Genomic DNA, 20,587 nt, shown 5'->3' with positions numbered 1-20,587 from the left:
GCCCGATCATAAAGGGCAGACGTAAAGCCAACGCAAAGCGCGAAGGCGGTTTGCTGTGATTTTTAGTCTGCGCTGGGCCAGGGCGCATCGCCATAGAGCTGCGCTGCGCTGATGCCCAGATCCAGCCGCTGGATGGGCAGCGGCGGCGGTTGCAGCTGCAAGCCCAGGCGCTGGTAGACGCCTTCGCTCGACAGCCCGTAGGGCGCCGCATCGGCATTGTCAAACGCAAAGAACACCTGCTTGGCCTGGCCCGCCACGATTGCGGCCAGGCACATGGGGCAGGGGTGGCCGGAGGCATAGACCGTCAGCCCCTGCAGGTGCGGCAGCTGGCGCTGGTGGCAGCAGTCGCGGATGGCTTCCATCTCGGCGTGGCCTGTCATGTCCTGCGTCTGGCTGATGGTGTTGACGCCCCGGCCCAGGATGCTGCCCGCATCATCGGCAATCGCTGCGGCAAAGGGGCGGCCTTTGTGCAGATGGCGGTTGCGGTGGGCGCTGGCTAGCACCTCGCGCAGGATGGCGGCGTGCTGGGCTTGCAGGGTGTCGGTCATGGGGAGCTGCTTATCGGGGAACACCTGGCCGATTGTGCTGTCAGCCTGTGGGCCTGTGCCGCCTGGCCGGCAAAGGCTGACAGTGGCACTGCGGCACTGGGCCTGGTGGGGGCTGCACAAACTGGGGCAAGATGCAGGCATGCATACCGCCCCCGTATCCACTCCTAGCGTGCCCAGCGATGGCTGGAACCCTGCACAAACCGGCCATGCCTTGTTCCGCACCCGGCTGGGTGTTTGCGGCATTGCCTGGGGTGCGCAAGCCGTGGTGGCGCTGCGGCTGCCCGAGCCCAGCCTGGAGGCTACACAGATGCGCCTGCTGGAGCATGCACGCCAGCGCCGCGAGGGGTTGTGGCCGCAGGCTCAGGCGCCCGGTGATCTGAATGCCCAGGCTTTGCAGGCGGTGGCCGGCGCACAGTGGTTTGCCGCTGCTCGATGATGTGGTGCTCGACTGGCATGGGGTGCCGGATTTTTCGCGGGCGGTCTACCAGCTGGCGCTGGCCATTGAGCCGGGGCAGACGCGCAGCTATGGTGAGCTTGCCGACGACTTGGGTGGCAAGGGGATGGCCCGTGCGGTAGGCCAGGCGCTGGGGGCCAACCCCTTTGCACCCGTGGTGCCCTGCCACCGCATCTTGGCGGCGCATGGCGCGCGCGGCGGCTTCTCGGCCAATGGCGGCACGCGCACCAAATTGCAAATGCTGGAGTGGGAGGGCGCAGCGCTGGGCGATGGCAGCAGCCTGGGTCTGTTTGACTGAGTCCCTTTGAATGGTAAACAAAAGGGCCGCAACAGCGGCCCTTGGTGCATCAAAGCAATAACGTCAACCCTCAGACCACACCTTCGCTGTGCAGCTGCGCAATCTGCGCGGGCGAGCGGCCCAGCTCGGCCAGGATCTCATCGGTGTGCTGGCCCATCGCGGGCGGTGGGCGGCGCACCACAGGCGGGGTCGCAGTCAGCCGCATGGGGCTGGCGACGGTGCTGATGGTACCGATCTGGTCGCCAGCGTCGCGCGGGATCTGCACATGCAGGCCGCGAGCAATCACCTGCTCGTCCTCAAAGGCCTGGGCGATGTTGTTGATGGGGCCGCAGGGGACGGCCTTGTCTTCGAGCAGCGCAATCCATTCGGCGGTGGTGCGGGTCTTCATCAGCGGGTACATCAACTCCTGCAAATCCTTGCGGTGGATAATGCGGCCCGAGTTGCGGGTAAAGCGCGGGTCCTGCGCCCAGGCCTCGTTACCAGTAGCGGCGCAAAAGCGGGCGAACTGGCCATCGTTGCCAATGGCCAGCAGCACATTGCCGTCCTTGCTGGGGAAGTCTTGGTAGGGGCCCACGCTGGGGTGGATATTGCCTGCGCGCTGCGGAATATCGTCCGCATTCAGGTAGCCCACGGCCTGGTTGGCCAGCACGGCCATGCCCACATCCAGCAAGGCCATGTCGATGTGCTGGCCTTCGCCGGTCTGGTGGCGCGCCTGCAGCGCGGCCAGGATGGAGCAGCAGGAATAGATGCCGGTAAACACATCGGTGACCGCAACGCCCACCTTGAGCGGGCCGCCACCGGGCTCGCCATCGGGGTGGCCGGTGATGCTCATCATGCCGCTCATCGCCTGCACCATCAGGTCGTAGCCGGCGCGGGGGGCGTAGGGGCCGGTCTGGCCAAAGCCGGTGACCGAGCAGTAGATCAGGCGCGGGTTGATCTTGCGCAGGCTTTCATAGTCCAGGCCATAGCCCTTGAGGCCGCCCACCTTGAAGTTCTCGACCAGGATGTCGGCATCCTTGGCCAGCTCGATGATCAGTGCCTGGCCCTGGGGCGAGGCCATGTCGATGGTGATGCTGCGCTTGTTGCGGTTGCAGCAGGTGTAGTAGCTGGCCTGCTCGGTCTTGGCACCGTCATCGGTGTGCAGGTAGGGAGGGCCCCAGTGGCGGGTGTCGTCGCCGGCTTCGGGGCGCTCGACCTTGATCACCTCGGCGCCCAGGTCGCCCAGCATCTGCGCGCACCAGGGGCCGGCCAGCACCCGCGACAGATCCAGAACTTTGATGCCGTCCAGCGGCGCGATGCTTGCGGTCATGGTGTCTCCAAATTTGATAGCTGCCCATGCATGTGCAACAGGCGCTGCAGCAAGAAATTTCTGCAAAACTCGCCGATGGTACGTGCGGCCTCAGGGCGGCGCCATTCGCATCCGGCAAGGGGGTGGTTAAGCGATCACAAAACACCACAACCCACCCACGCAGCGCCTGCAGTGAAGTGGGTTGTGGGCAGGCATGCAGCGGGCGCTGCATGCGATGGGGCTCGGGCCGTTCTTAGTTGGCGAACGCGGCGATGCCGGTCTGGGCCCGACCCAGGATCAGCGCATGCACATCGTGCGTGCCTTCGTAGGTGTTGACCACTTCCAGGTTGACCAGGTGGCGCGCCACACCGAACTCGTCGCTGATGCCGTTGCCGCCCATCATGTCGCGTGCCAGGCGGGCAATGTCCAGCGACTTGCCGCAGTTGTTGCGCTTGATCAGCGAGGTGATCTCGATCACGTTCTGGTGCTCGTCCTTCATGCGGCCCACGCGCAGCGCCGCTTGCAGGCCCAGCGTGATTTCGGTCTGCATGTCGGCCAGCTTTTTCTGGATCAGCTGGTTCGCGGCCAAGGGGCGGCCAAACTGCTTGCGGTCCATCGTGTACTGGCGCGCGGTGTGCCAGCAGAACTCGGCCGCACCCATTGCGCCCCAGGCAATGCCAAAGCGGGCGCTGTTGAGGCAGGTGAAGGGGCCCTTCAGGCCGCGCACTTCGGGGAAGGCGTTTTCTTCCGGCACAAACACGTCGTCCATGACGATCTCGCCGGTGATCGAGGCGCGCAGGCCCACCTTGCCGTGGATCGCAGGCGCCGACAGGCCCTTCATGCCCTTTTCCAGCACAAAGCCGCGGATTTGGCCGACGGCGCCGCCTTCGGAGACTTCCTTGGCCCAGACCACAAACACATCGGCGATGGGGCTGTTGGTGATCCACATCTTGCTGCCCTTGAGCTTGTAGCCGCCATCGACCTTGTAGGCGCGGGTGGCCATGCTGCCAGGGTCGGAGCCATGGTCAGGCTCGGTCAGGCCAAAGCAGCCGATGAACTCGCCCGATGCCAGCTTGGGCAGGTACTTTTGCTTTTGTGCTTCGGTGCCGAACTCGTTGATCGGCACCATCACCAAGGAGGACTGCACCGAGGCCATCGAGCGGTAGCCTGAGTCGATGTACTCGATCTCGCGTGCCACCAGGCCGTAGCTCACATAGTTGAGGCCGGCGCCGCCGTATTCGGTGGGGATCGTGGGGCCCAGCAGGCCCAGCTCGCCCATCTCACGGAAGATGCTGGTGTCCACCGATTCCTTGCGGAACATTTCCTGCACGCGCGGTGCCAGCTTGTCGCGGCAGTAGGCACGGGCCGCGTCGCGGATCATGCGCTCGTCTTCGGTCAGTTGTTCGTCGAGGTGGAAGGGGTCTTCCCAGGTGAATTGCGCCATGTCTTGCTCCTTGGATCTGTGTTCGCTGGTCGGAAGGCAGGCCGGGCGCAGAAGCGCGGGTCTGCCAAAACAGCCGCCATGGTAGGCCCGCCGCAGCGCAGGGGCAAACGATTGTTTATCATCCAGATATGCGTATTGCGCATTTATGCAAACGCCGCCGCAGTGTAGTCGTAGAGAATAAAGGGGTGATTGCATGCGTCACACAGGAGACAAGATATGCGCCGACTGATTCCTTCGACCCAGGCGCTGGCCTGCTTTGAGGCCGCCGCCCGCCACGAAAGCTATACCCGCGCCGCCCAGGAGCTGGCGCTGACGCAAAGCGCCGTCTCGCGCCAGATCATTGCGCTCGAAGAGCAGCTGGGCGTGCAGCTGTTCAAGCGCTCGCGCCATGGCATGGTGCTGACGGCCGCAGGCCACCAGTACAGCCAGCAGGTGGCGCAGTGGCTGCAGGGCATCGAGCGCGGCACCCTGGACATCATGGCCCACCAGGGCGCGGGCGGCGCGATCAGCATTGCGGCCGTGCCCACCTTTGCCACCCGCTGGCTGCTGCCGCGCCTGCCGCAGTTCCTGCAGCAGCACCCGGGGGTGGTGGTGCATATCGATGTGCAGACCCGGCCCTTTGCCTTTGCCGAGCGCCAGGTCGATGCCGCCATCTATGCCGGCACGGCCGAGCAGGCGCGCCAGTGGCCGGGCACGCAGGCCGCTTGGCTGATGGACGAGCTGATCGTGCCGGTCTGCAGCCCGCGCCTGCTCGAGGGCGCCACCCAGCGCGGGCGCGGTCGTGCCTACCTGACGGTATCGCCCCAGGTGCTGGCCCAGCTGCCGCTGCTGCAGCAAAGCACCCGGCCGGACGGCTGGCGCAAATGGTTTGATGCCGCTGGCGTGCCTGCCCCCCATGCGCTCGATGGCCCACGCTATGAGCTGTTCTCGATGCTGGCCGTGGCCGCTGCCGCCGGCATGGGCGTGGCGCTGATCCCGCCGATGCTGATTGAGGATGAGCTGGCCCGGGGCGAGCTGGTGGTTGCCTGCGAGCAGCCTTTGAAAGGCAGCCGCGCCTATTACTGGATGACCCCGCTGGCGACCGAACCCATGCCTGCCCAGCCTGCGCTGCAGGCCTTTGGCAGTTGGCTCAAGGGCCGGGCGGCGGGATCAGGCGTTAACGCATAAGGGTAAGTGCTGCACCGCAACAGGCCTCCGCCGTCACTACAATCTAAAAATTGCCTTAGAGGTAAAAACCGCCGTCCCAGAGACTAGGATGGACGGTATTCCCATAACGCCAGCCGTTGGCGAGAGACACAGGAGATCCGCGTGCCGGAAAACACCCCAGGAACTGCCACCGCGTCCGAGCGCGTCGTCAAGAAGTACCCCAACCGCCGTCTGTACGACACCCAGACCTCTGCCTACATCACCCTGGCCGAGGTCAAGGCCCTGGTCATGCAAAACGAGCCCATCGTCGTCAAGGACGCCAAGACGGGCGAGGACCTGACGCGCAGCATTCTGCTGCAGATCATTCTGGATGAGGAAGCGGGCGGCGCGCCGATGTTCACCGAGGCCATGCTGGTCAACATCATCCGCTTCTACGGCCATGCGATGCAGGGCTTTATGGGCTCCTACCTGGAGCGCAATGTGCAGCTGTTCACGGAGATGCAAGGCCGCTTTGCCGACCAGATGAAGGGTGCCACGCCCGAGATGTGGCGCAACTTCCTGGGCATGCCGATGCCCGGCGTGCCAGGCATGCCCGATGCGGGCAACTACCAGGCCCAGTCGCAGCAGTTCTTCCAGCAAATGCAGGAGCAGATGCAAAAGCAGACGGAGCAGATGCTGACGGCTTTTGGGATCAAGCGGCCTTGATGCAGGGAATGGCTTGGTGCCCGCTGCAGGGGCCAGGCCATCTTGCGCGTTCTTGGCCTGTTGGCGTGCATGCCAGGCCCTGGCTGGGCTGACGCCAGACAGCAACGCAGCATGCGGCCATGTCTTGAACGCGGCGACTGCACGTGCTATAACCCCAGCTCTTTTCATCTTCCTGCCTTTTCCGGAGCCCCTCATGTCCTGCCTGTTCGTCACCTGCTAATCGCCGACGACTGCATTTGCAGCCTCGTGCGGCGCAAGTCTGCGCCACAGCTGGCTGCGGTACTGGCTCCGAGCTCCCTACGCCTGCCATGAGGCCGCGGGAGCGCTGAATCCCCCGCTTCCCCTGCGCGACGACCTCTTTCCCTTTCTGGGCAAGAGCGGTCGACCTGCGCCTCACGTTCGTTGGCTATCCCTGTCCTGCTGGACAGCGAGACGCTTCTCGCTGCAACGAACATGAATCCCCACAGCCTTTCGATATTCAAATACCCGCGCACGCCGCACCTGGAAGGATCGCGCCTGCAAGCGGGCGACGATGCCAGTGACCAGGTGCCCCTCAAAGCCCTGGCTGGCCAACACGTCGTCATCGAGGAAAAACTCGACGGCGCCAACGCCGGCATGTCCTTTAGCGGCGCCGGCGAGCAGTTGCTGCAATCCCGAGGCCACTACCTGGTGGGCGGTGGCAGCGAGCGCCAGTTCAACCTCTTCAAAGTCTGGGCTGCCGCCCACGAAGCTGCCTTGCTCGAACGCCTGGAGGACCGCTTTGTCGTCTATGGCGAGTGGACCTATGCCAAGCACTCGGTTTTCTACGACCAGTTGCCGCACCACTTCCATGAGTTCGATATGTTGGACCGGGAGACGGGTCAATTTCTATCGACCCCGCGCCGCCATGCCTTGCTGCAGGGCTCACCGCTGCTGTCCGTGCCGGTTCTGTATGAAGGTCCGATGCCGACGGACCCTGCCTTGCTGTGGGCGCTGCTGCAGCCCTCACTGGCCAAGAGCCGCGTCTGGCGCCAGTCGTTTGACCTCACCGTCCAGCGAGAGGGCCTACCGCCCCAGCTGTGCTGGCAACAGACGAATAACTCGGACCTGGCAGAAGGCCTGTACCTGAAGGTGGAAGCCGACGGCCAGGTGGTGGCGCGCTACAAGCTTGTTCGGCACGACTTTCTCCAGACGATTCTGGACAGCGGCTCACACCACAGCCAGCGGCCGATGATTGCCAATGGCCTGGCGCCAGGCGTGGATCTCTATGCGCCGCAGCCTTCGGTCCGCTGGGAAGACCTGTCCTTGCGAACCATTCGCTCGTTGGATGCATTGAAAGCTTTGGCAAAAGACAAGCGGGCCGGCAGGCCGGATGGCGCCGGCCGAGCATCGGGAAGAAGCTTTCCCGGAAAGGATGGTGTATGAACTGGTCAACCATTGCGGGCCTGGTGCCCGCGCCGGGCGCCGCCCCGGATTTTGAGGCCTGTCTTGCGGCCTTCCCCGTGCTGGAGCGGGCCAAGACGACGGTGCAGGACCCCCGTTTCCATGCCGAAGGGGATGTCTGGACGCACACCCAAATGGTGGTGCAGGAGCTGCTGGCGCTGCCGGACTACCTGCAGGCGAGCCCGCATGACCGCACGGTCTTGTTCCTCGCGGCCTTGCTGCACGATGTGGCCAAATACCGGACCACGGTCATCGACCCACAGACCGGGGCCATTGGTCAGCCTGGCCATTCCCGCAAGGGTGCGGTGGAGGCGCGCGTGCTGCTCTGGGATGCCGGTGCGCCACTGGACCTGCGGGAAGCGGTCTGCCGCCTGATTGCCGTCCACCAAGTGCCATTTTTTGCGTTGGCCGGCTCCCGTTCTGGCAAGACGCCGGAGCGCATTGTGCGAGAGGGATCCTGGCAGGTGAATCTGGTCCACTTGGCCGCTCTGGCCGAAGCGGATATGCGCGGGCGTGTCTGTGTGGACCAGCAGGCGGTGCTGGACAACATCGAACTCTTTCGGGAGCTGGCGCGGGAAGAGGGCTGCTACGGGCGTCCTCGGCACTTTGCGGATGCCCACACCAGGCTGAGCTACTTCCGGGGCGCGGACGTCCATCCGGACTATGCGCTATTTCAGGAACCTGGATCGCGCGTGACCGTGATGTGTGGACTGCCCGCGTCGGGAAAGGACAGCTGGCTGGCGCAGCACCGGTGCGGCTTGCCCGTGGTGTCCTTCGACGATGCAAGAGAAGCGCTGGACCTGAAGCATGGCGAGAACGAGGGCGCTGCTGCGCACTTTGCCCATGACAAGGCCCGGGAACTGCTCCGCAAGAAGGCGCCTTTTGTCTGGAGCGCCACGCATCTGAGCCTGCAGATGCGAACGCGCACGCTTGATCTGCTGTTCGCCTACGGCGCCGAAGTGGAATTGGTCTACCTGGAGCAACCCCGTGCCGAGCTGCTGCGGCGTAACAGCCGCCGGGACTCGACCCTGTCCAACAAGGCGCTGCAGTCGCTGCTGAACCGCTGGGAGCTGCCCACCGAGACGGAAGCCCATGCGCTGCGCATTGAGCAGCCCTGAAGCGAAGGAGGCGCGTTGGCGGCCCGGCAGTCGCCGGAATACAAGCTGGCCCGGTGTGGCCAGCTTGTGTTGTTTTCTGCGCTGGCGCTGCAGCCTTCCCCACGCTTGTCCGCCTATCTCCCACCTGAATGCAGGTCCTCCAGGCTCCCGCCTGCGGGTCTATACCCCAGGGGCGGAGCCTGTCAGGGCGCCTGCTTTAAAATACCGCCCAGATTAGTTGCCAGGTTCCCCTGCAAGAAAAATGAATACCGATACCCACGCTGCCACTGCGACGCTCGACGCCAACCGAACCCCCAAGGTGGGGTTCGTCAGTTTGGGCTGCCCCAAAGCCCTCACCGACAGCGAGTTGATCCTGACGCAGTTGAGCGCCGAGGGGTACCAGACCTCCAAGACTTTTGAAGGTGCCGATCTGGTGATCGTCAACACCTGCGGCTTTATTGACGATGCCGTGCGCGAAAGCCTGGACACGATTGGCGAGGCCTTGGCCGAAAACGGCAAGGTGATCGTGACCGGTTGCCTGGGTGCCAAGACGGGTGCCGACGGCGGCAATATGGTCAAGCAGATGCACCCCAGCGTGCTGGCGGTGACGGGGCCCCACGCCACGCAAGAGGTGATGGACGCGGTGCATACCAACCTGCCCAAGCCTCATGACCCCTTCATCGACCTGGTGCCCGGCAGCTTTGGCGAGGCGGGTATCAAGCTCACGCCCAAGCACTATGCCTACCTGAAGATCTCCGAAGGCTGCAACCACCGCTGCACCTTCTGCATCATCCCCTCGATGCGCGGTGACCTGGTCAGCCGCCCGATTGGCGATGTGCTCAAGGAAGCCAAGGCGCTGTTTGCCGGTGGCGTCAAGGAGCTGCTGGTGATCAGCCAGGACACCTCCGCCTATGGCGTGGATGTGAAATACCGCACCGGTTTCTGGGATGGCAAGCCGGTGAAGACCCGCATGCTGGAGCTGGTCGAAGCACTGGGCGAGCTGGCCAAGCCGCACGGCGCCTGGGTGCGCCTGCACTATGTGTACCCCTACCCGACGGTGGACGCGATTTTGCCGCTGATGGCCCAAGGCCTGGTGCTGCCATACCTGGATGTACCGCTGCAGCACAGCCACCCCGATGTGCTCAAGCGCATGAAGCGCCCGGCCAGCGGTGAGCGCAATCTCGAGCGCATCCGTGAGTGGCGCGCGATCTGCCCTGAGCTGGTGATCCGCTCGACCTTTATTGCCGGCTTCCCTGGCGAGACCGAAGAAGAGTTCGAGCACCTGCTGGACTTTATCCGCGAGGCCGAGATTGACCGCGCCGGTTGCTTTGCCTATAGCCCGGTGGAGGGCGCAACTGCCAACGAGCTGCCCGGCATGCTGCCCGCTGAGGTGCGCGAGGCGCGCCGCGCCCGCTTCATGGAAGTGGCCGAAGAGGTCTCCGCCAAGCGCCTGGAGCGCCGTGTGGGCCAGACCATGCAGGTGCTGGTGGACAAGGCCATCGGCCTGGGCAAGAAAGGCGGCATTGCCCGCACCTATGCCGATGCGCCCGAGATCGACGGTGTCGTGCACCTGCTGCCGCCCGAGAAGCTCAGCAAGACCTACAAGGTCGGCGAGCTGATCAAGGTGCGCATTGTGCGCAGCCAGGGCCATGACCTGGTGGGCGTGCCGGTTTAAGCGCTCAACCTTATCCAAAACAAAGGGGCCTTGCTGGATCAGCAGGCCCCTTTTCTGTGGACGGTGCGCTTTTGCGGTACGCGCTTATTCGACCTGCAGGCCGACCAGCTCGGGGAAATCGACCGGGTACTGTGGCTGCATGTCGAGCAGGCAGTGGTTGAGCAAGGTGTTGACCATCAGGTTGCGGTGCAGCTTGTTGTCGGCTGGCACCACATACCAGGGCGCATGGACGGTGGAGGTGGCTTCCAGCAGGTCCTCATAGGCTTGCTGGTAGGCGTCCCACTGCTTGCGCACGGTCAGGTCATCGAGGCTGAACTTCCAGCGCTTTTCCGGCACATCGATGCGCTCTTGCAGCCGCGTGCGCTGCTCGTCCTTGCTGATGTGCAGCATGCACTTGAGGACGGTGGTGCCGTTCTCGGCCAGCAGGCGCTCGAAGTCGTTGATCTGCGCATAGCGCTGCTTGGCGACCTGGCGCGTGATCCAGCCGTTGACCAGCGGCACCAGCACATCTTCGTAGTGGCTGCGGTTCCAGATGCCGACCTCGCCTTTGGCCGGGGCCACGGCATGGCAGCGCCAGAGGTAGTCGTGCGAGAGCTCTTCCTTGCTCGGGCTTTTGAAGGTGGCCATGCGCAGGCCCTGCGGCCCCGTGGTCTTGAAGACGCCGCGCACGGTGCCATCCTTGCCGCTGGTGTCCATGCCCTGCAGCACCAGCAGCACCGAGCGCTTGTTCTCGCCCTGCAGCGGCCGCATCAACTGGGCCAGCTGCTTGTTGAGCATCTTGAGGTCCTTTTCCTGGGCCTTGACCGTGCCGTGTGCAAACGGTGTGGCGGCCGGGTCGTAGTCGGCCAGATGGACAGCGCCCTTGACGGGCACGCGGTAGTTCTGCGGATTGGGCATATCAGGCTAAAAGGTGAACGGGCAAACCGGCAAACGGGCTGCAACAGGCCATGATTTCAGCTTTTGGCGGGCTTGTCACCTGGGGCGCCCCGCCAGCAAGGGTATTCATGGCCCAGCGGTCTTGCCCGCCAGGCGTGGCACAGGTGCTCAGACCATCTTGCGGATGGGGCGCTTTTTCCAGATCGCCTGGTAGTACCAGGTCTGCAGCGCCAAGGTGATGCCGTAGGAGACGGGGAAGGCCATCCAGATGCCCACGAGGCCAAAGTGGCGGCTGAACAGCCAGGCCAGCGGCAGCTCCAGGGTGGCGATCACGCCAATGGTGATGACAGTGGGGATCAGCACATCGCCGCTGGCACGCATCAGCGCGGCCAGCGAGGCGAAGGCGCCAAACAGCAGGCCACTCCACAGCACAATGCGCAGCAGCTCCACGGCCACATGCAGCACCTCTTGATCGGTGATGAAGATGGACAGCAAGGGCCGCGCAAAAATGCTGCCCAGCAAGGCCGTGGCGCCACCGATGGCCATGTTGATCTGCATGGCGGTGCGGGCAATGGCGGGCAGGCGCTCGCTGCGGCCCGCGCCAATCGATTGGGCCGCCAGGATGGAGGCGGTGATGGCGACCGAGATCAGCGGAAACTGGGCAAAGGCATTGATCTGGTTGACGGCGCCGTAGGCAGCGGTGGCGTTGGAGCCAAAACCGTTGATCAGCGACAGCACGACGAGGCCGGCCAGCGAGGTGGCGATCATCAGCACGCCGGTGGGGATACCCACGCGCAGTACGCCGCGCAGCAAGCCCCAATCCGGGCGCATGGCGCGCAACAGGGCCCTATTGGGTGCCAGCACGCTGCGCTTGCGGCGCAGCTGCACCGTCAGCCAGACCAGAGCGATGCTGAAGCCCAGGATCATCGACACCCCGGCACTGGCTACGCCCAGGCGTGGCAGGCCGCCCCAGCCGGCAATCAGCGCCGGCGTGCTGACCAGGCCGATGCCGGTGGACACGATCAGCGACCACATCGGTGTGAGCGTGTCGCCCACGCCGCGCAGCAGCGAGGTGAACAGCAAAAAGATGAACAGCCCGGGCATGCCCAGCAGCACGATGCGCGAGTAGATGGTGGCCTGCTCCAGAATATCGGCCGGCGTGCCCAGCATGCGCATGATGGGCTGGGTAAACAGGCCGCCAAACAGTGCTACGGCCGCGCCCATGGCCAGACCGGTCAGCAAGGTGGTGCCGGCAATGGCGCGCACCTTGTCGGGTTGGCCCGCGCCCCAGGCCTGGCCGATCAGCACCGAGGCGCCAGCCCCCAGGCCAATGACAAAGGCGATAAAGACAAACATCACCGGAAAGAATGCCGCGACGGCCGCGAGGGCCTTGACCCCCATCATCTGGCCCAGGAACATGCTGTTGAGCGTGCCCGAGAGGGACTGCAGGATGTTGGACAGCAGCATGGGGCCCAGAAACACCATGAAAACTTGCCACAGGGGGCGAACAGGCGGGGCGGGCGGCGCAGCCTGCGGTGCGGAGATGGATGTGGACATGGGCGGTGGGGAGGGGGGTGCTGCGGATGGCATGCGTGTTGGGGCTTAGACCGGCCAGATGGGGCGGCTGAGCTGGTGCAGATAGGCTTGCACATCATCGGGCCAGGCCTGGGTCTGCAGCAAGAATGCCGATTGCTTGTGGGCAAACAGTGCGCGGCAGGCTTCGTCAAAGCCGGGCAGGTCGCCGGCCATGGCCTGCATGAACTGGTAGGTGGCCTCGGTCGCTGCGCGCTGCGAATCCTGTTGCGCATGGGCATTGCGGGCGTCGTCGATGAGACGGCGCAAGGCCGCTGAGGCGCCGCCGGGCTGGCGGTTGAGCCAGTCCCAATGGCGGGGCAGCAAGGTCACCTCGCGCGAGACCACGCCCAGCTTGGGGCGGCCAACGGCGCGTGCCGTGCGGCTGTGGGCTGCTGCCTCCACAGGTGCTGCCGCGGCGGCAGTGGGTGCTGGGGCTGCGTCGTCGTCCAGCAGGGCAGGGGGCTGCGCGGCTGGTGCCAGCTCCGAGCGCCAGTTCAAATCCAGGCGCAGGCCGGAGAGGTCATCAAACACCCACAAGGGGGTGAGGCTGCCGCCGGGATGGAGTTCGTCATGGTTTTGCAGATAGCGCAACACGGTGAGGCGGTCGGCTTGCAGCAGGCGCTGGTGACCCTGGAAGATGGTCAGCCGGCTGGTCAATGTCTCGGTAGTCATGGCCACTTGTTCGTTGTTTTCTCAATAAGCGGCTCATTTTACCGGGGCAAAAATATTTGGCTATTTTTAATGGGTAAAAATATGTATCTGGTTGCGCAGAGGGTCAGATGGCCGTTGGCAGGTGCTACCGGGCTGGAGGGGTGGCAGTGCTGAGGACAAAAAAAACCTCCAGCGCGGGGCATGGAGGTTGTTCTGGCTGGGGACCTTGTGGCCCAGGCATTACACGCGCTTGCGGTATTCAGCAGTGCGGGTGTCGATTTCGATCTTGTCTTCCTGGCTCACGAACAGCGGCACAGCGATTTCGAAACCGGTAGCGATCTTGGCGGGCTTGAGCACCTTGCCGGAGGTGTCGCCCTTGACAGCAGGCTCGGTCCAGGTGATTTCGCGCACGATGGTGGTGGGCAGCTCGACCGAGATGGCCTTGCCGTCATAGAACACCACTTCAGCGGTCATGCCGTCTTCCAGGTAGTTCAGCGCGTCAGCCATGTTTTCGGCTTCCACTTCGTACTGGTTGAACTCAGGGTCCATCCAGACGTACATGGGGTCGGCGAAGTAGGAGTACGTGCAGTCCTTCTTTTCCAGGATCACGTTGTCGATCTTGTCGTCGGCCTTGAACACGTTTTCCGTGCCGAAGTTGCCGATCAGGCTCTTGAGCTTCATGCGCACGGTTGCAGCGCCACGGCCGCCACGTGCGTATTCGGTCTTCAGAACGATCATCGGGTCCTTACCGAACATGATCACGTTACCAGCGCGGATTTCTTGAGCGATTTTCATAGCAATAGGTGCCTGTGTTGGGGCCGCTCAAACTACTACGGGCGGCGCGCAAGTGTCGTTGGACGGGCTGTGCTGCGCCGTAGCATGTTCCGCGGCGTTGTGCGCATCCATCAAACCCGGCCGCCTGCAGGCGCTGGGTGCGCGGATAAGCGCAAAGACTGCAATTCTAACATTTTTCGCCCGCAAATGCCATCAGCTGCTCGGCAAGGCTGGGCTGGCTCTGCAGAGTGTTGCGCGCGGCCTGCACGCACTGCGCCCATTGCGCCAGCAGCGCGGGCGTGATGGTGGGCCATGCTGGCGCGCTGCCATTGGCGTCTGGGATGCCATTCCAGGCCGCATGGGCTTGGCGCAGGCTGTCCGGCGCGTCCAGCCAGTCCAGAAAAGCCTCCAGCTTGGCATGGTGGGCATGGTCATCCTGCGGGTAGATCTGCCAGACAAAGGGCAGGCCGGCCCACAGCGCCCGTACCAGCGAGTCTTCGCCACGCACAAAGTTCAGGTCGCAGGACCAGAGCATTTCGTCAAATTCCGGCTGGCTGCAGGGCGGCAGCAGCCGCACCTGGCCCGGCAGAGGCTGGGGCAAGAGTTGCTGCACCAGCGCCGCCGCGCGGCCCGGGGTGACCAGCCATTGCGTGGCCGTGCCAGCGCTGGCAAAAGCCTGCAAAAAAGCCGGGGGCTCGTAGCAGAACAGCGAAAACACCGGGTCGCCATCTTGCAGGCCATGCCGGGCGCGCCAGGCGCTGCGGTCAAAATCTGCCTGGCGCTGCGGCAGATCGGCCTCGCGCAGCAGGCCACCGGTGCCGGTGCTGAAGCCGGGGTAGAAGAACCAGCGCGTAAGGCCTGCGGCGGGGCCGCTCATCAGCCGTGAGGGCAGGCGGTGGCAGCGCTCGACATAGTCTTCGGCAGACAGGTATTCCAGGTTGATCCAGACGCTGGCTTTCTGCGTTGGGGACTGCGCACGCGCGGCCAGTGCCCGCTGAAAGGCGGCCGGAATCTCGCAGCCAAAGGCCTCGACCACCACATCGCCGACGCCACTGGTCGGAACCGCATCGGGCCAGGGCTGCACCGTCACGCCAGGCGCGCCCTGCGGCGCCATCCAGGCCAGGGCGCTGCCATCGTCCACCCACAGGCGCACCTGGCAGCCGCGCTGGGCCAGGTCGGCAGCCAGGCGCCAGCACACGCCGATATCGCCAAAGTTGTCGATTACCTGGCAAAAGATATCCCACAGCGGCGTGGCGGCCTGGGTTGCGGCGAGGGATGTGGTGGAAGCGGGGAAGGGAGTCATCACCCGCGCGATGATAGTGCAGTCCCGGGCGTCACTGACTGGCATGGCCTCCTGGGCCACAATAGCCTTCAGTTGATCAAGCATGGAGACAGACATGAACCCACACACTGCAACCCCCGGGCCGATGGCTTTGCAAGGCGTCAAGGTGGTCGAGATGGGCCAGCTGATTGCCGGGCCGTTCTGCGGCAAGACCTTGGGTGAGTTTGGCGCCGAGGTGGTGAAGATCGAGGCCACCGGTGCGGGTGACCCGCTGCGCAACTGGCGCCTGCTGCAGGATGGCACGTCGGTCTGGTGGCAGGTGCAGTCGCGCAACAAGCAGTCGCTGGCTTTGGATTTGCGCCAGAAGGAGGCGCAGGATATTGCGCGCCAGCTGATTGCCGAGGCCGATGTGCTGGTGGAGAACTTTCGCCCCGGCACGCTGGAGGGCTGGGGCATGTCACCCGAGGAGCTGCATGCGATCAACCCGGGCCTGGTGATGCTGCGCATCTCCGGCTACGGGCAGACCGGCCCCTACCGCGATCTGCCGGGCTTTGGTGTGATTGGCGAGGCCATGGGCGGCCTGCGCCATCTGACGGCCGAGCCCGGGCGGGTGCCGGTGCGCGTGGGGGTGTCGATCGGCGACACCTTGGCGGCGCTGCATGGCGTGATCGGCGTGATGATGGCGCTTTACCACCGCAAGGTGAATGGCGGCAGCGGCCAGGTGATCGATGTGGCCTTGCATGAGGCGGTCTTCAACGTGATGGAAAGCCTGATCCCCGAGTACAGCGCCTTTGGCACGGTGCGCGAGGCGGCGGGCAGCGCCTTGCCCGGCATTGCGCCGTCGAACGCCTATGCCTGCCAGGATGGCTGGGTGCTGGTGGCCGGCAATGGGGACAGCATCTTCAAGCGGCTGATGGACACCATTGGCCGGCCGGACCTGGGCCAGGCGCCGGACCTGGCCAGCAATGCGGGCCGCGTGGCACGTATTGAAGAGATTGATGCCGCCATTAGCGCCTGGACACAGCCGCGCGCCATCGCGCAGGTGATGGATGCCTTGGCCGCTGCACGGGTGCCGGCCGGCAAGGTCTATACCGCCAAGGACATCAGCGAAGACCCGCACTACCGCGCGCGCCAGATGATCCTGCCGCAAACCACGCGCGATGGCCATACGCTGGAGGTGCCGGGCATCGTGCCCAAGCTGTCCGCCACACCGGGCACGATCCGCAGCAGCGCGCCCCATCTGGGTGATGACACCGATGCGGTGCTGCAGGGCCTGGGCCTGAGCGGCGCGCAGATTGCGGCGCTGCGTGAGCGCGGCATTGTGCAGTGAGCGCGCACGGGTGATGGGCCGCTTCGCTGCGGGCGGGGCGAACGCATAAGACAATAGCGCCATGCCCACCCACGTGCACTCTCCCGAACTTCTTGCCCAGGTCGCTGGTTTGCCAGCCATGCCTGGCGTCTACCGCTATTTCGACGCCAGCGATGCGCTGCTGTATGTGGGCAAGGCCATCAACCTCAAGCGCCGGGTCTCGAGCTATTTCCAGAAGGACCATGGCGGCACGCGCATCGGCCACATGGTGGGCAAGATCGTGCGCATGGAGACCACGGTGGTGCGCTCCGAAGCCGAGGCGCTGCTGCTGGAAAACAACCTCATCAAGACCCAGCACCCGAAATACAACATTCTTTTTCGGGATGACAAGAGCTATCCGTACCTGAAGATCACCGGCATGGCCATCCACGATGGCGATATGCGCACGCCCCCCAGCCAGTGCTACCCGCGCGTGGCCTATTACCGGGGCGCGACCGACAAGCGCCAGCGCTATTTCGGCCCTTACCCCAATGCCTGGGCGGTCAAGGAAACCATCTTGCTGCTGCAAAAGGTGTTCCGGCTGCGCACCTGCGAGGACAGCATCTTCAGCAACCGCACCCGGCCTTGCCTGCTCTACCAGATCAAGCGCTGCAGCGCCCCCTGCGTGGACCACATCAGCCCCGAGGACTACGCCGCCGATGTGGCCCATGCCGAGGCCATGCTGCGCGGCGAGACCGACACCCTGCTCAAGACGCTGGAGGCGCGCATGATGGCGCACTCGGACAAGCTGGAGTTTGAGCAGGCGGCCGATATCCGCAACCAGATCAAGGCGCTGGCCAGCATGCTGCACCAGCAGAGCATCGAGACCATCGACGACCGCGATGTGGACATGCTCGCCGTGCAGGTGCAGGGCGGCAAGGCCTGCGTCAACCTGGCGATGGTGCGCGGTGGCCGGCATCTGGGCGACCGCGCGTATTTTCCGGTGCATGTGGAAGACAGCGCCGCCATCGCCAGCATGGAAGAGGCGGAAGAAGCCGAAGAGGCTGCAGACCAGGCGGGCGGCCAGCCTGATGAGGCCCAGCCTGGCGGGGCCCAGCCCGGCATCGTGCGGCCCGCCAAAACGGTGGAGCAGCGCGTGCTGGAGGCCTTTGTGGCCCAGCACTATCTGCAGGTGGCACCGCCCCCGGTGCTGGTGGTCAGCGTAGCGCTGGAGCCCGCGCTGCTGGAGGCCTTGTCGCAGCAGACCGGCACGCGCATTGCCGCAGTGTCGCAGCCGCGTGAGGAGCGCCGCGTCTGGCTGGAGATGGCGCAAAAGAATGCCCAGCTGCAGCTAGCCCGGCTGCTGGCCGAAGAGGGATCGCAGCAGGCGCGTACACGCGCCCTGGTCGAAGCGCTGGATTTGCCCCAGGACGATATCGACCAGCTGACCATCGAGTGTTTTGACATCTCGCACACCTCGGGCGAGAACACCCAGGCCTCTTGCGTGGTGTTCCACCACCACAAGATGCAAAGCAGCGAATACCGGCGCTACAAAATCGAGGGCATCACCGGCGGCGACGACTATGCCGCCATGCGCCAGGTGCTGACGCGCCGCTACAGCAAGGTGGCCGAGGCCCAGCGCGATGCCGGTGGCGCTGAGCTGGGCAAGGGCGCTGCCCGTTTGCCCGACATCGTGCTGATCGATGGCGGCAAGGGCCAGGTCGGTGTGGCACGCGAGGTCTTCACCGAGCTGGGGCTGGACCTGTCGCGCATCGTCGGTGTCGAAAAAGGCGAGGGCCGCAAGGTCGGGCTGGAAGAGCTGGTGTTCTGCGACGGGCGCGACAAGGTCTACCTGGGCCGTGACTCGGCTGCGCTGATGCTGGTGGCGCAGATCCGCGACGAGGCGCACCGCTTTGCCATCACCGGCATGCGCGCCGCGCGCGCCAAGGTGCGGGTGGGCGGCAGCCGGCTCGAAGACATCCCTGGTGTGGGCCCCAAGAAGCGGGCGCGCCTGCTGCAGCGCTTTGGCGGGGTGCGCGGGGTGGAGGAGGCGGGGGTCGATGACCTGATGACGGTCGATGGCATCTCTGCGGCCTTGGCAGAGGACATCTACAAGGCCTTGCATTGAGGGGGGCGCGGGCCGCGCAGCAACGGTCGCGCAGGCAATACTGCGGTTCACTGAATTTGCACCGTTGCGTGCCACAATAGCCGCATGTTCTTTACGATCCCCACCATCATGACCTGGACGCGCATCGTCGCGATCCCGCTCATCATCGGCGTGTACTACTCGCCTCTTGATATGGCCACCAAAAACCTGTGGGCCACCGTCATGTTCGTGGTGTTCGCCTTCACCGATTGGCTCGATGGCTTTCTGGCGCGCAAGCTCAACCAGACCTCCTCCTTCGGCGCCTTCCTGGATCCGGTCGCCGACAAGTTCCTGGTCTGCGCCTCGCTGCTGATCCTGGTCTACCTGCAGCGCGCCGATGTCTTTGTCGCGCTGATCATCATCGGCCGCGAGATCGCCATCTCGGCGCTGCGCGAATGGATGGCCCGCATTGGCGCGAGCAAGAGCGTGGCTGTGCACATGGTCGGCAAGCTCAAGACCACCGTGCAGATGGTGGCCATTCCCTTTTTGCTCTACGACGGCAAGGTGGCCGGGATCGACACCGGCGTCTGGGGCACCTGGCTGATCTGGGGTGCGGCCGTGCTCACGGTCTGGTCCATGGTGTATTACCTGCAAAAGGCCTTGCCCGAGATCCGGGCTAGGGTTGATTCTTAGTCAAGCGCCGCAGGTTTGGGCGTAGACTGCATCTCGCCTGTACAAGGAATTCAGGCTACAGCGCCCGCGATGCCTGGCTTTTGCAAGGCAAACTGGTTGCTGGTCAGCGAAAAAAAGTGATTTTTTGCCTGCGCACCCAGAAATTCCGTCTAGAATTCATCTCATTCCAGAGGCACTGGGGTCGAGGTGAAAATTTCGTGCCAGTGGTGTTGTTTTTGAATCTGTGACAGTTGTACGGTGTACAAACTGCTCATAATGGGACGAAACATACACTTCCTTAACTCTCTTGATTAATAGAGGCTGCTTGTGAATAAAACTGAACTCATTGAGCACATTGCTAACAATGCTGATATCTCCAAGGCTGCTGCCGCACGTGCGCTGGAGTCCACCATTGATGCAGTGAAGAAGACCTTGAAAAAAGGTGGTACAGTCTCTCTGGTAGGTTTTGGTACCTTTGCCGTTGGTAAGCGCGCTGCTCGTACCGGCCGTAACCCACGTACCGGCGCTGCGATCAAGATCAAGGCAGCCAAGGTGCCTAAGTTCCGTCCAGGCAAGGCATTGAAAGATGCGCTGAACTAATTTCGGTTATCAGGTGGGGTGCTTAGCTCAGTTGGTAGAGCGGCGCCCTTACAAGGCGTAGGTCGGCGGTTCGACCCCGTCAGCACCCACCACATTAACCAAGAAAATAAACCCCTTAGAGTGATCTAAGGGGTTTTTTCTTTGCCCATTTGTCCATTGAAATGGACGCAATGGGCGCCTCTGGCCACCCAGAAACGCCATTTGCCACCTGTTAGTTTCCTTGAAGCGGCACAGGTCCGCATGCATGGCTCTGATAAGGCTTGGCAAGGCTTGCGTTAAAGTGGCGATGGAATAAGCCTGCCCATGTCCACCAGGGAATGGTTGCCTTGCTGGCGATAATGCCGCTGGCATCATTCGACCAAAGCGGGTGCAGTGGCGCCATCTCTCCAGATTTCCCAGAACCGCGCGAAAGTTTGCAGGTTTTGGAGTTCATGATGGAGAACAAGTCCAGCCATACGGCTCGTGTGCGCTGCCGGTGTTGCCACCCCACTTCCAGCGTTGCGTAGCTTCGCTTTTCGGTAGAGAGGTGGGTTGGCCGTCCAGCGCCAGGCGGTTGGGTGGCAACGGGCAGTGGGTGGGGGGCGGCCGCATCGGTGCCGCATTTGGGCCCTCTGAAGCGTCAAAAATCCCGTATTCCCTAACGCGCCCCTGGCCCTCATAGGGATCAAAAACTCTTTCGCTGTACACTTGCTGTTTCGACGTTCGT

The 20,587-nt window shown here is 63.9% G+C and carries 20 protein-coding genes and 1 tRNA gene; 12 read left to right on the top strand and 9 right to left on the bottom strand.

The window, feature by feature from the left end:
- Positions 1–62: 62 nt before the first annotated feature.
- The gene (locus WH367_RS12380; protein ID WP_339536343.1) at positions 63–548 is read right to left on the bottom strand and encodes a nucleoside deaminase; all 486 of its coding nucleotides are present in this window, start codon (positions 546–548) and stop codon (positions 63–65) included.
- A gap of 139 nt (positions 549–687) precedes the next feature.
- On the opposite strand from WH367_RS12380, the gene WH367_RS12375 reads away from it, so the two are divergent.
- Both WH367_RS12375 and WH367_RS12370 read left to right on the top strand, forming a co-directional pair.
- Positions 688–984: a hypothetical protein gene (locus WH367_RS12375; protein ID WP_339536341.1), complete on the top strand. Its 297-nt coding sequence runs from the start codon at positions 688–690 to the stop codon at positions 982–984.
- Positions 968–1,300, top strand: a complete 333-nt coding sequence (locus tag WH367_RS12370) for a methylated-DNA--[protein]-cysteine S-methyltransferase (RefSeq protein WP_339536339.1) — start codon at positions 968–970, stop codon at positions 1,298–1,300. The genes WH367_RS12375 and WH367_RS12370 overlap by 17 nt, the downstream gene beginning before the upstream one ends.
- A 70-nt stretch (positions 1,301–1,370) precedes the next feature.
- On the opposite strand, the gene WH367_RS12365 is transcribed toward WH367_RS12370, so the two are convergent.
- Positions 1,371–2,609, bottom strand: coding sequence for a CaiB/BaiF CoA transferase family protein (locus WH367_RS12365; RefSeq protein WP_021026967.1), 1,239 nt, complete (start codon positions 2,607–2,609; stop codon positions 1,371–1,373).
- A 232-nt stretch (positions 2,610–2,841) separates the two neighbouring features.
- Complete coding sequence (locus tag WH367_RS12360) at positions 2,842–4,032, bottom strand: acyl-CoA dehydrogenase (RefSeq protein ID WP_021026966.1); 1,191 nt, start codon at positions 4,030–4,032, stop codon at positions 2,842–2,844.
- Between the two features lie 216 nt (positions 4,033–4,248).
- On the opposite strand from WH367_RS12360, the gene WH367_RS12355 reads away from it, so the two are divergent.
- From WH367_RS12355 to rimO, 5 genes are all read left to right on the top strand, one after another.
- Positions 4,249–5,199 carry a LysR substrate-binding domain-containing protein gene (locus WH367_RS12355; protein ID WP_339536336.1) on the top strand — a complete coding sequence of 317 codons (951 nt, stop codon included), beginning with the start codon at positions 4,249–4,251 and terminating at the stop codon, positions 5,197–5,199.
- Positions 5,200–5,340: 141 nt separating this feature from the next.
- Entirely contained in the window at positions 5,341–5,883 is a 543-nt protein-coding gene (phaR, locus tag WH367_RS12350) for a polyhydroxyalkanoate synthesis repressor PhaR (protein ID WP_133857928.1), read from the top strand.
- A gap of 453 nt (positions 5,884–6,336) precedes the next feature.
- Complete coding sequence (locus WH367_RS12345; protein ID WP_339536333.1) at positions 6,337–7,287, top strand: RNA ligase family protein; 951 nt, start codon at positions 6,337–6,339, stop codon at positions 7,285–7,287.
- The gene (locus WH367_RS12340) at positions 7,284–8,423 is read left to right on the top strand and encodes an AAA family ATPase (protein WP_339536331.1); all 1,140 of its coding nucleotides are present in this window, start codon (positions 7,284–7,286) and stop codon (positions 8,421–8,423) included. The genes WH367_RS12345 and WH367_RS12340 overlap by 4 nt, the downstream gene beginning before the upstream one ends.
- A gap of 241 nt (positions 8,424–8,664) precedes the next feature.
- Entirely contained in the window at positions 8,665–10,077 is a 1,413-nt protein-coding gene (rimO, locus tag WH367_RS12335; protein WP_339536329.1) for a 30S ribosomal protein S12 methylthiotransferase RimO, read from the top strand.
- A gap of 84 nt (positions 10,078–10,161) precedes the next feature.
- On the opposite strand, the gene WH367_RS12330 is transcribed toward rimO, so the two are convergent.
- The 5 genes from WH367_RS12330 to earP form a co-directional block, all read right to left on the bottom strand.
- The gene (locus WH367_RS12330) at positions 10,162–10,974 is read right to left on the bottom strand and encodes a PPK2 family polyphosphate kinase (RefSeq protein ID WP_339536327.1); all 813 of its coding nucleotides are present in this window, start codon (positions 10,972–10,974) and stop codon (positions 10,162–10,164) included.
- A gap of 147 nt (positions 10,975–11,121) precedes the next feature.
- The gene (locus WH367_RS12325) at positions 11,122–12,510 is read right to left on the bottom strand and encodes an MATE family efflux transporter (RefSeq protein WP_339536325.1); all 1,389 of its coding nucleotides are present in this window, start codon (positions 12,508–12,510) and stop codon (positions 11,122–11,124) included.
- 45 nt (positions 12,511–12,555) lie between these two features.
- On the bottom strand, positions 12,556–13,200 hold the full coding sequence (locus WH367_RS12320; protein ID WP_339536323.1) for a DUF2239 family protein: 645 nt from the start codon (positions 13,198–13,200) through the stop codon (positions 12,556–12,558).
- Between the two features lie 219 nt (positions 13,201–13,419).
- On the bottom strand, positions 13,420–13,974 hold the full coding sequence (gene efp, locus WH367_RS12315; RefSeq protein ID WP_021026959.1) for an elongation factor P: 555 nt from the start codon (positions 13,972–13,974) through the stop codon (positions 13,420–13,422).
- Between the two features lie 166 nt (positions 13,975–14,140).
- Positions 14,141–15,256, bottom strand: a complete 1,116-nt coding sequence (gene earP / locus WH367_RS12310) for an elongation factor P maturation arginine rhamnosyltransferase EarP (protein WP_052329972.1) — start codon at positions 15,254–15,256, stop codon at positions 14,141–14,143.
- 94 nt (positions 15,257–15,350) lie between these two features.
- Between earP and WH367_RS12305 the strand changes: the two genes are divergently transcribed.
- From WH367_RS12305 to WH367_RS12285, 5 genes are all read left to right on the top strand, one after another.
- Positions 15,351–16,565 (top strand): CaiB/BaiF CoA transferase family protein, encoded by a 1,215-nt coding sequence (locus WH367_RS12305; RefSeq protein WP_207788099.1) that lies wholly within the window; start codon positions 15,351–15,353, stop codon positions 16,563–16,565.
- Positions 16,566–16,626: 61 nt separating this feature from the next.
- Positions 16,627–18,651 carry an excinuclease ABC subunit UvrC gene (gene uvrC, locus WH367_RS12300; protein WP_339536315.1) on the top strand — a complete coding sequence of 675 codons (2,025 nt, stop codon included), beginning with the start codon at positions 16,627–16,629 and terminating at the stop codon, positions 18,649–18,651.
- 84 nt (positions 18,652–18,735) lie between these two features.
- Positions 18,736–19,302 (top strand): CDP-diacylglycerol--glycerol-3-phosphate 3-phosphatidyltransferase, encoded by a 567-nt coding sequence (gene pgsA / locus WH367_RS12295; RefSeq protein WP_021026955.1) that lies wholly within the window; start codon positions 18,736–18,738, stop codon positions 19,300–19,302.
- Positions 19,303–19,608: 306 nt separating this feature from the next.
- Positions 19,609–19,881 carry an HU family DNA-binding protein gene (locus WH367_RS12290; protein ID WP_021026954.1) on the top strand — a complete coding sequence of 91 codons (273 nt, stop codon included), beginning with the start codon at positions 19,609–19,611 and terminating at the stop codon, positions 19,879–19,881.
- A 16-nt stretch (positions 19,882–19,897) separates the two neighbouring features.
- Positions 19,898–19,973, top strand: a tRNA-Val gene (locus tag WH367_RS12285).
- A 119-nt stretch (positions 19,974–20,092) separates the two neighbouring features.
- Here the strand turns inward: WH367_RS12285 and WH367_RS12280 are convergent.
- Positions 20,093–20,314, bottom strand: coding sequence for a hypothetical protein (locus WH367_RS12280; RefSeq protein WP_339536313.1), 222 nt, complete (start codon positions 20,312–20,314; stop codon positions 20,093–20,095).
- Positions 20,315–20,587 lie beyond the last annotated feature (273 nt).

The organism is Comamonas sp. MYb21 (genome assembly GCF_037479395.1).
GTDB lineage: Bacteria > Pseudomonadota > Gammaproteobacteria > Burkholderiales > Burkholderiaceae_C > Comamonas.
Note: the sequence above shows the minus strand (reverse complement) of the source record. Positions and strands in the feature narration are given on the sequence as shown.

Excerpts from the sequence above, each read along its gene's own strand:
- WH367_RS12380 (WP_339536343.1), bottom strand. The coding sequence starts at position 548 with ATGACCGACACCCTGCAAGCCCAGCACGCCGCCATCCTGCGCGAGGTG.
- WH367_RS12375 (WP_339536341.1), top strand. The coding sequence starts at position 688 with ATGCATACCGCCCCCGTATCCACTCCTAGCGTGCCCAGCGATGGCTGG.
- WH367_RS12365 (WP_021026967.1), bottom strand. The coding sequence starts at position 2,609 with ATGACCGCAAGCATCGCGCCGCTGGACGGCATCAAAGTTCTGGATCTG.
- WH367_RS12360 (WP_021026966.1), bottom strand. The coding sequence starts at position 4,032 with ATGGCGCAATTCACCTGGGAAGACCCCTTCCACCTCGACGAACAACTG.
- WH367_RS12355 (WP_339536336.1), top strand. The coding sequence starts at position 4,249 with ATGCGCCGACTGATTCCTTCGACCCAGGCGCTGGCCTGCTTTGAGGCC.
- WH367_RS12345 (WP_339536333.1), top strand. The coding sequence starts at position 6,337 with ATGAATCCCCACAGCCTTTCGATATTCAAATACCCGCGCACGCCGCAC.
- WH367_RS12340 (WP_339536331.1), top strand. The coding sequence starts at position 7,284 with ATGAACTGGTCAACCATTGCGGGCCTGGTGCCCGCGCCGGGCGCCGCC.
- rimO (WP_339536329.1), top strand. The coding sequence starts at position 8,665 with ATGAATACCGATACCCACGCTGCCACTGCGACGCTCGACGCCAACCGA.
- WH367_RS12330 (WP_339536327.1), bottom strand. The coding sequence starts at position 10,974 with ATGCCCAATCCGCAGAACTACCGCGTGCCCGTCAAGGGCGCTGTCCAT.
- WH367_RS12325 (WP_339536325.1), bottom strand. The coding sequence starts at position 12,510 with ATGTCCACATCCATCTCCGCACCGCAGGCTGCGCCGCCCGCCCCGCCT.
- WH367_RS12320 (WP_339536323.1), bottom strand. The coding sequence starts at position 13,200 with ATGACTACCGAGACATTGACCAGCCGGCTGACCATCTTCCAGGGTCAC.
- efp (WP_021026959.1), bottom strand. The coding sequence starts at position 13,974 with ATGAAAATCGCTCAAGAAATCCGCGCTGGTAACGTGATCATGTTCGGT.
- earP (WP_052329972.1), bottom strand. The coding sequence starts at position 15,256 with ATGACTCCCTTCCCCGCTTCCACCACATCCCTCGCCGCAACCCAGGCC.
- WH367_RS12305 (WP_207788099.1), top strand. The coding sequence starts at position 15,351 with ATGAACCCACACACTGCAACCCCCGGGCCGATGGCTTTGCAAGGCGTC.
- uvrC (WP_339536315.1), top strand. The coding sequence starts at position 16,627 with ATGCCCACCCACGTGCACTCTCCCGAACTTCTTGCCCAGGTCGCTGGT.
- pgsA (WP_021026955.1), top strand. The coding sequence starts at position 18,736 with ATGTTCTTTACGATCCCCACCATCATGACCTGGACGCGCATCGTCGCG.
- WH367_RS12280 (WP_339536313.1), bottom strand. The coding sequence starts at position 20,314 with ATGAACTCCAAAACCTGCAAACTTTCGCGCGGTTCTGGGAAATCTGGA.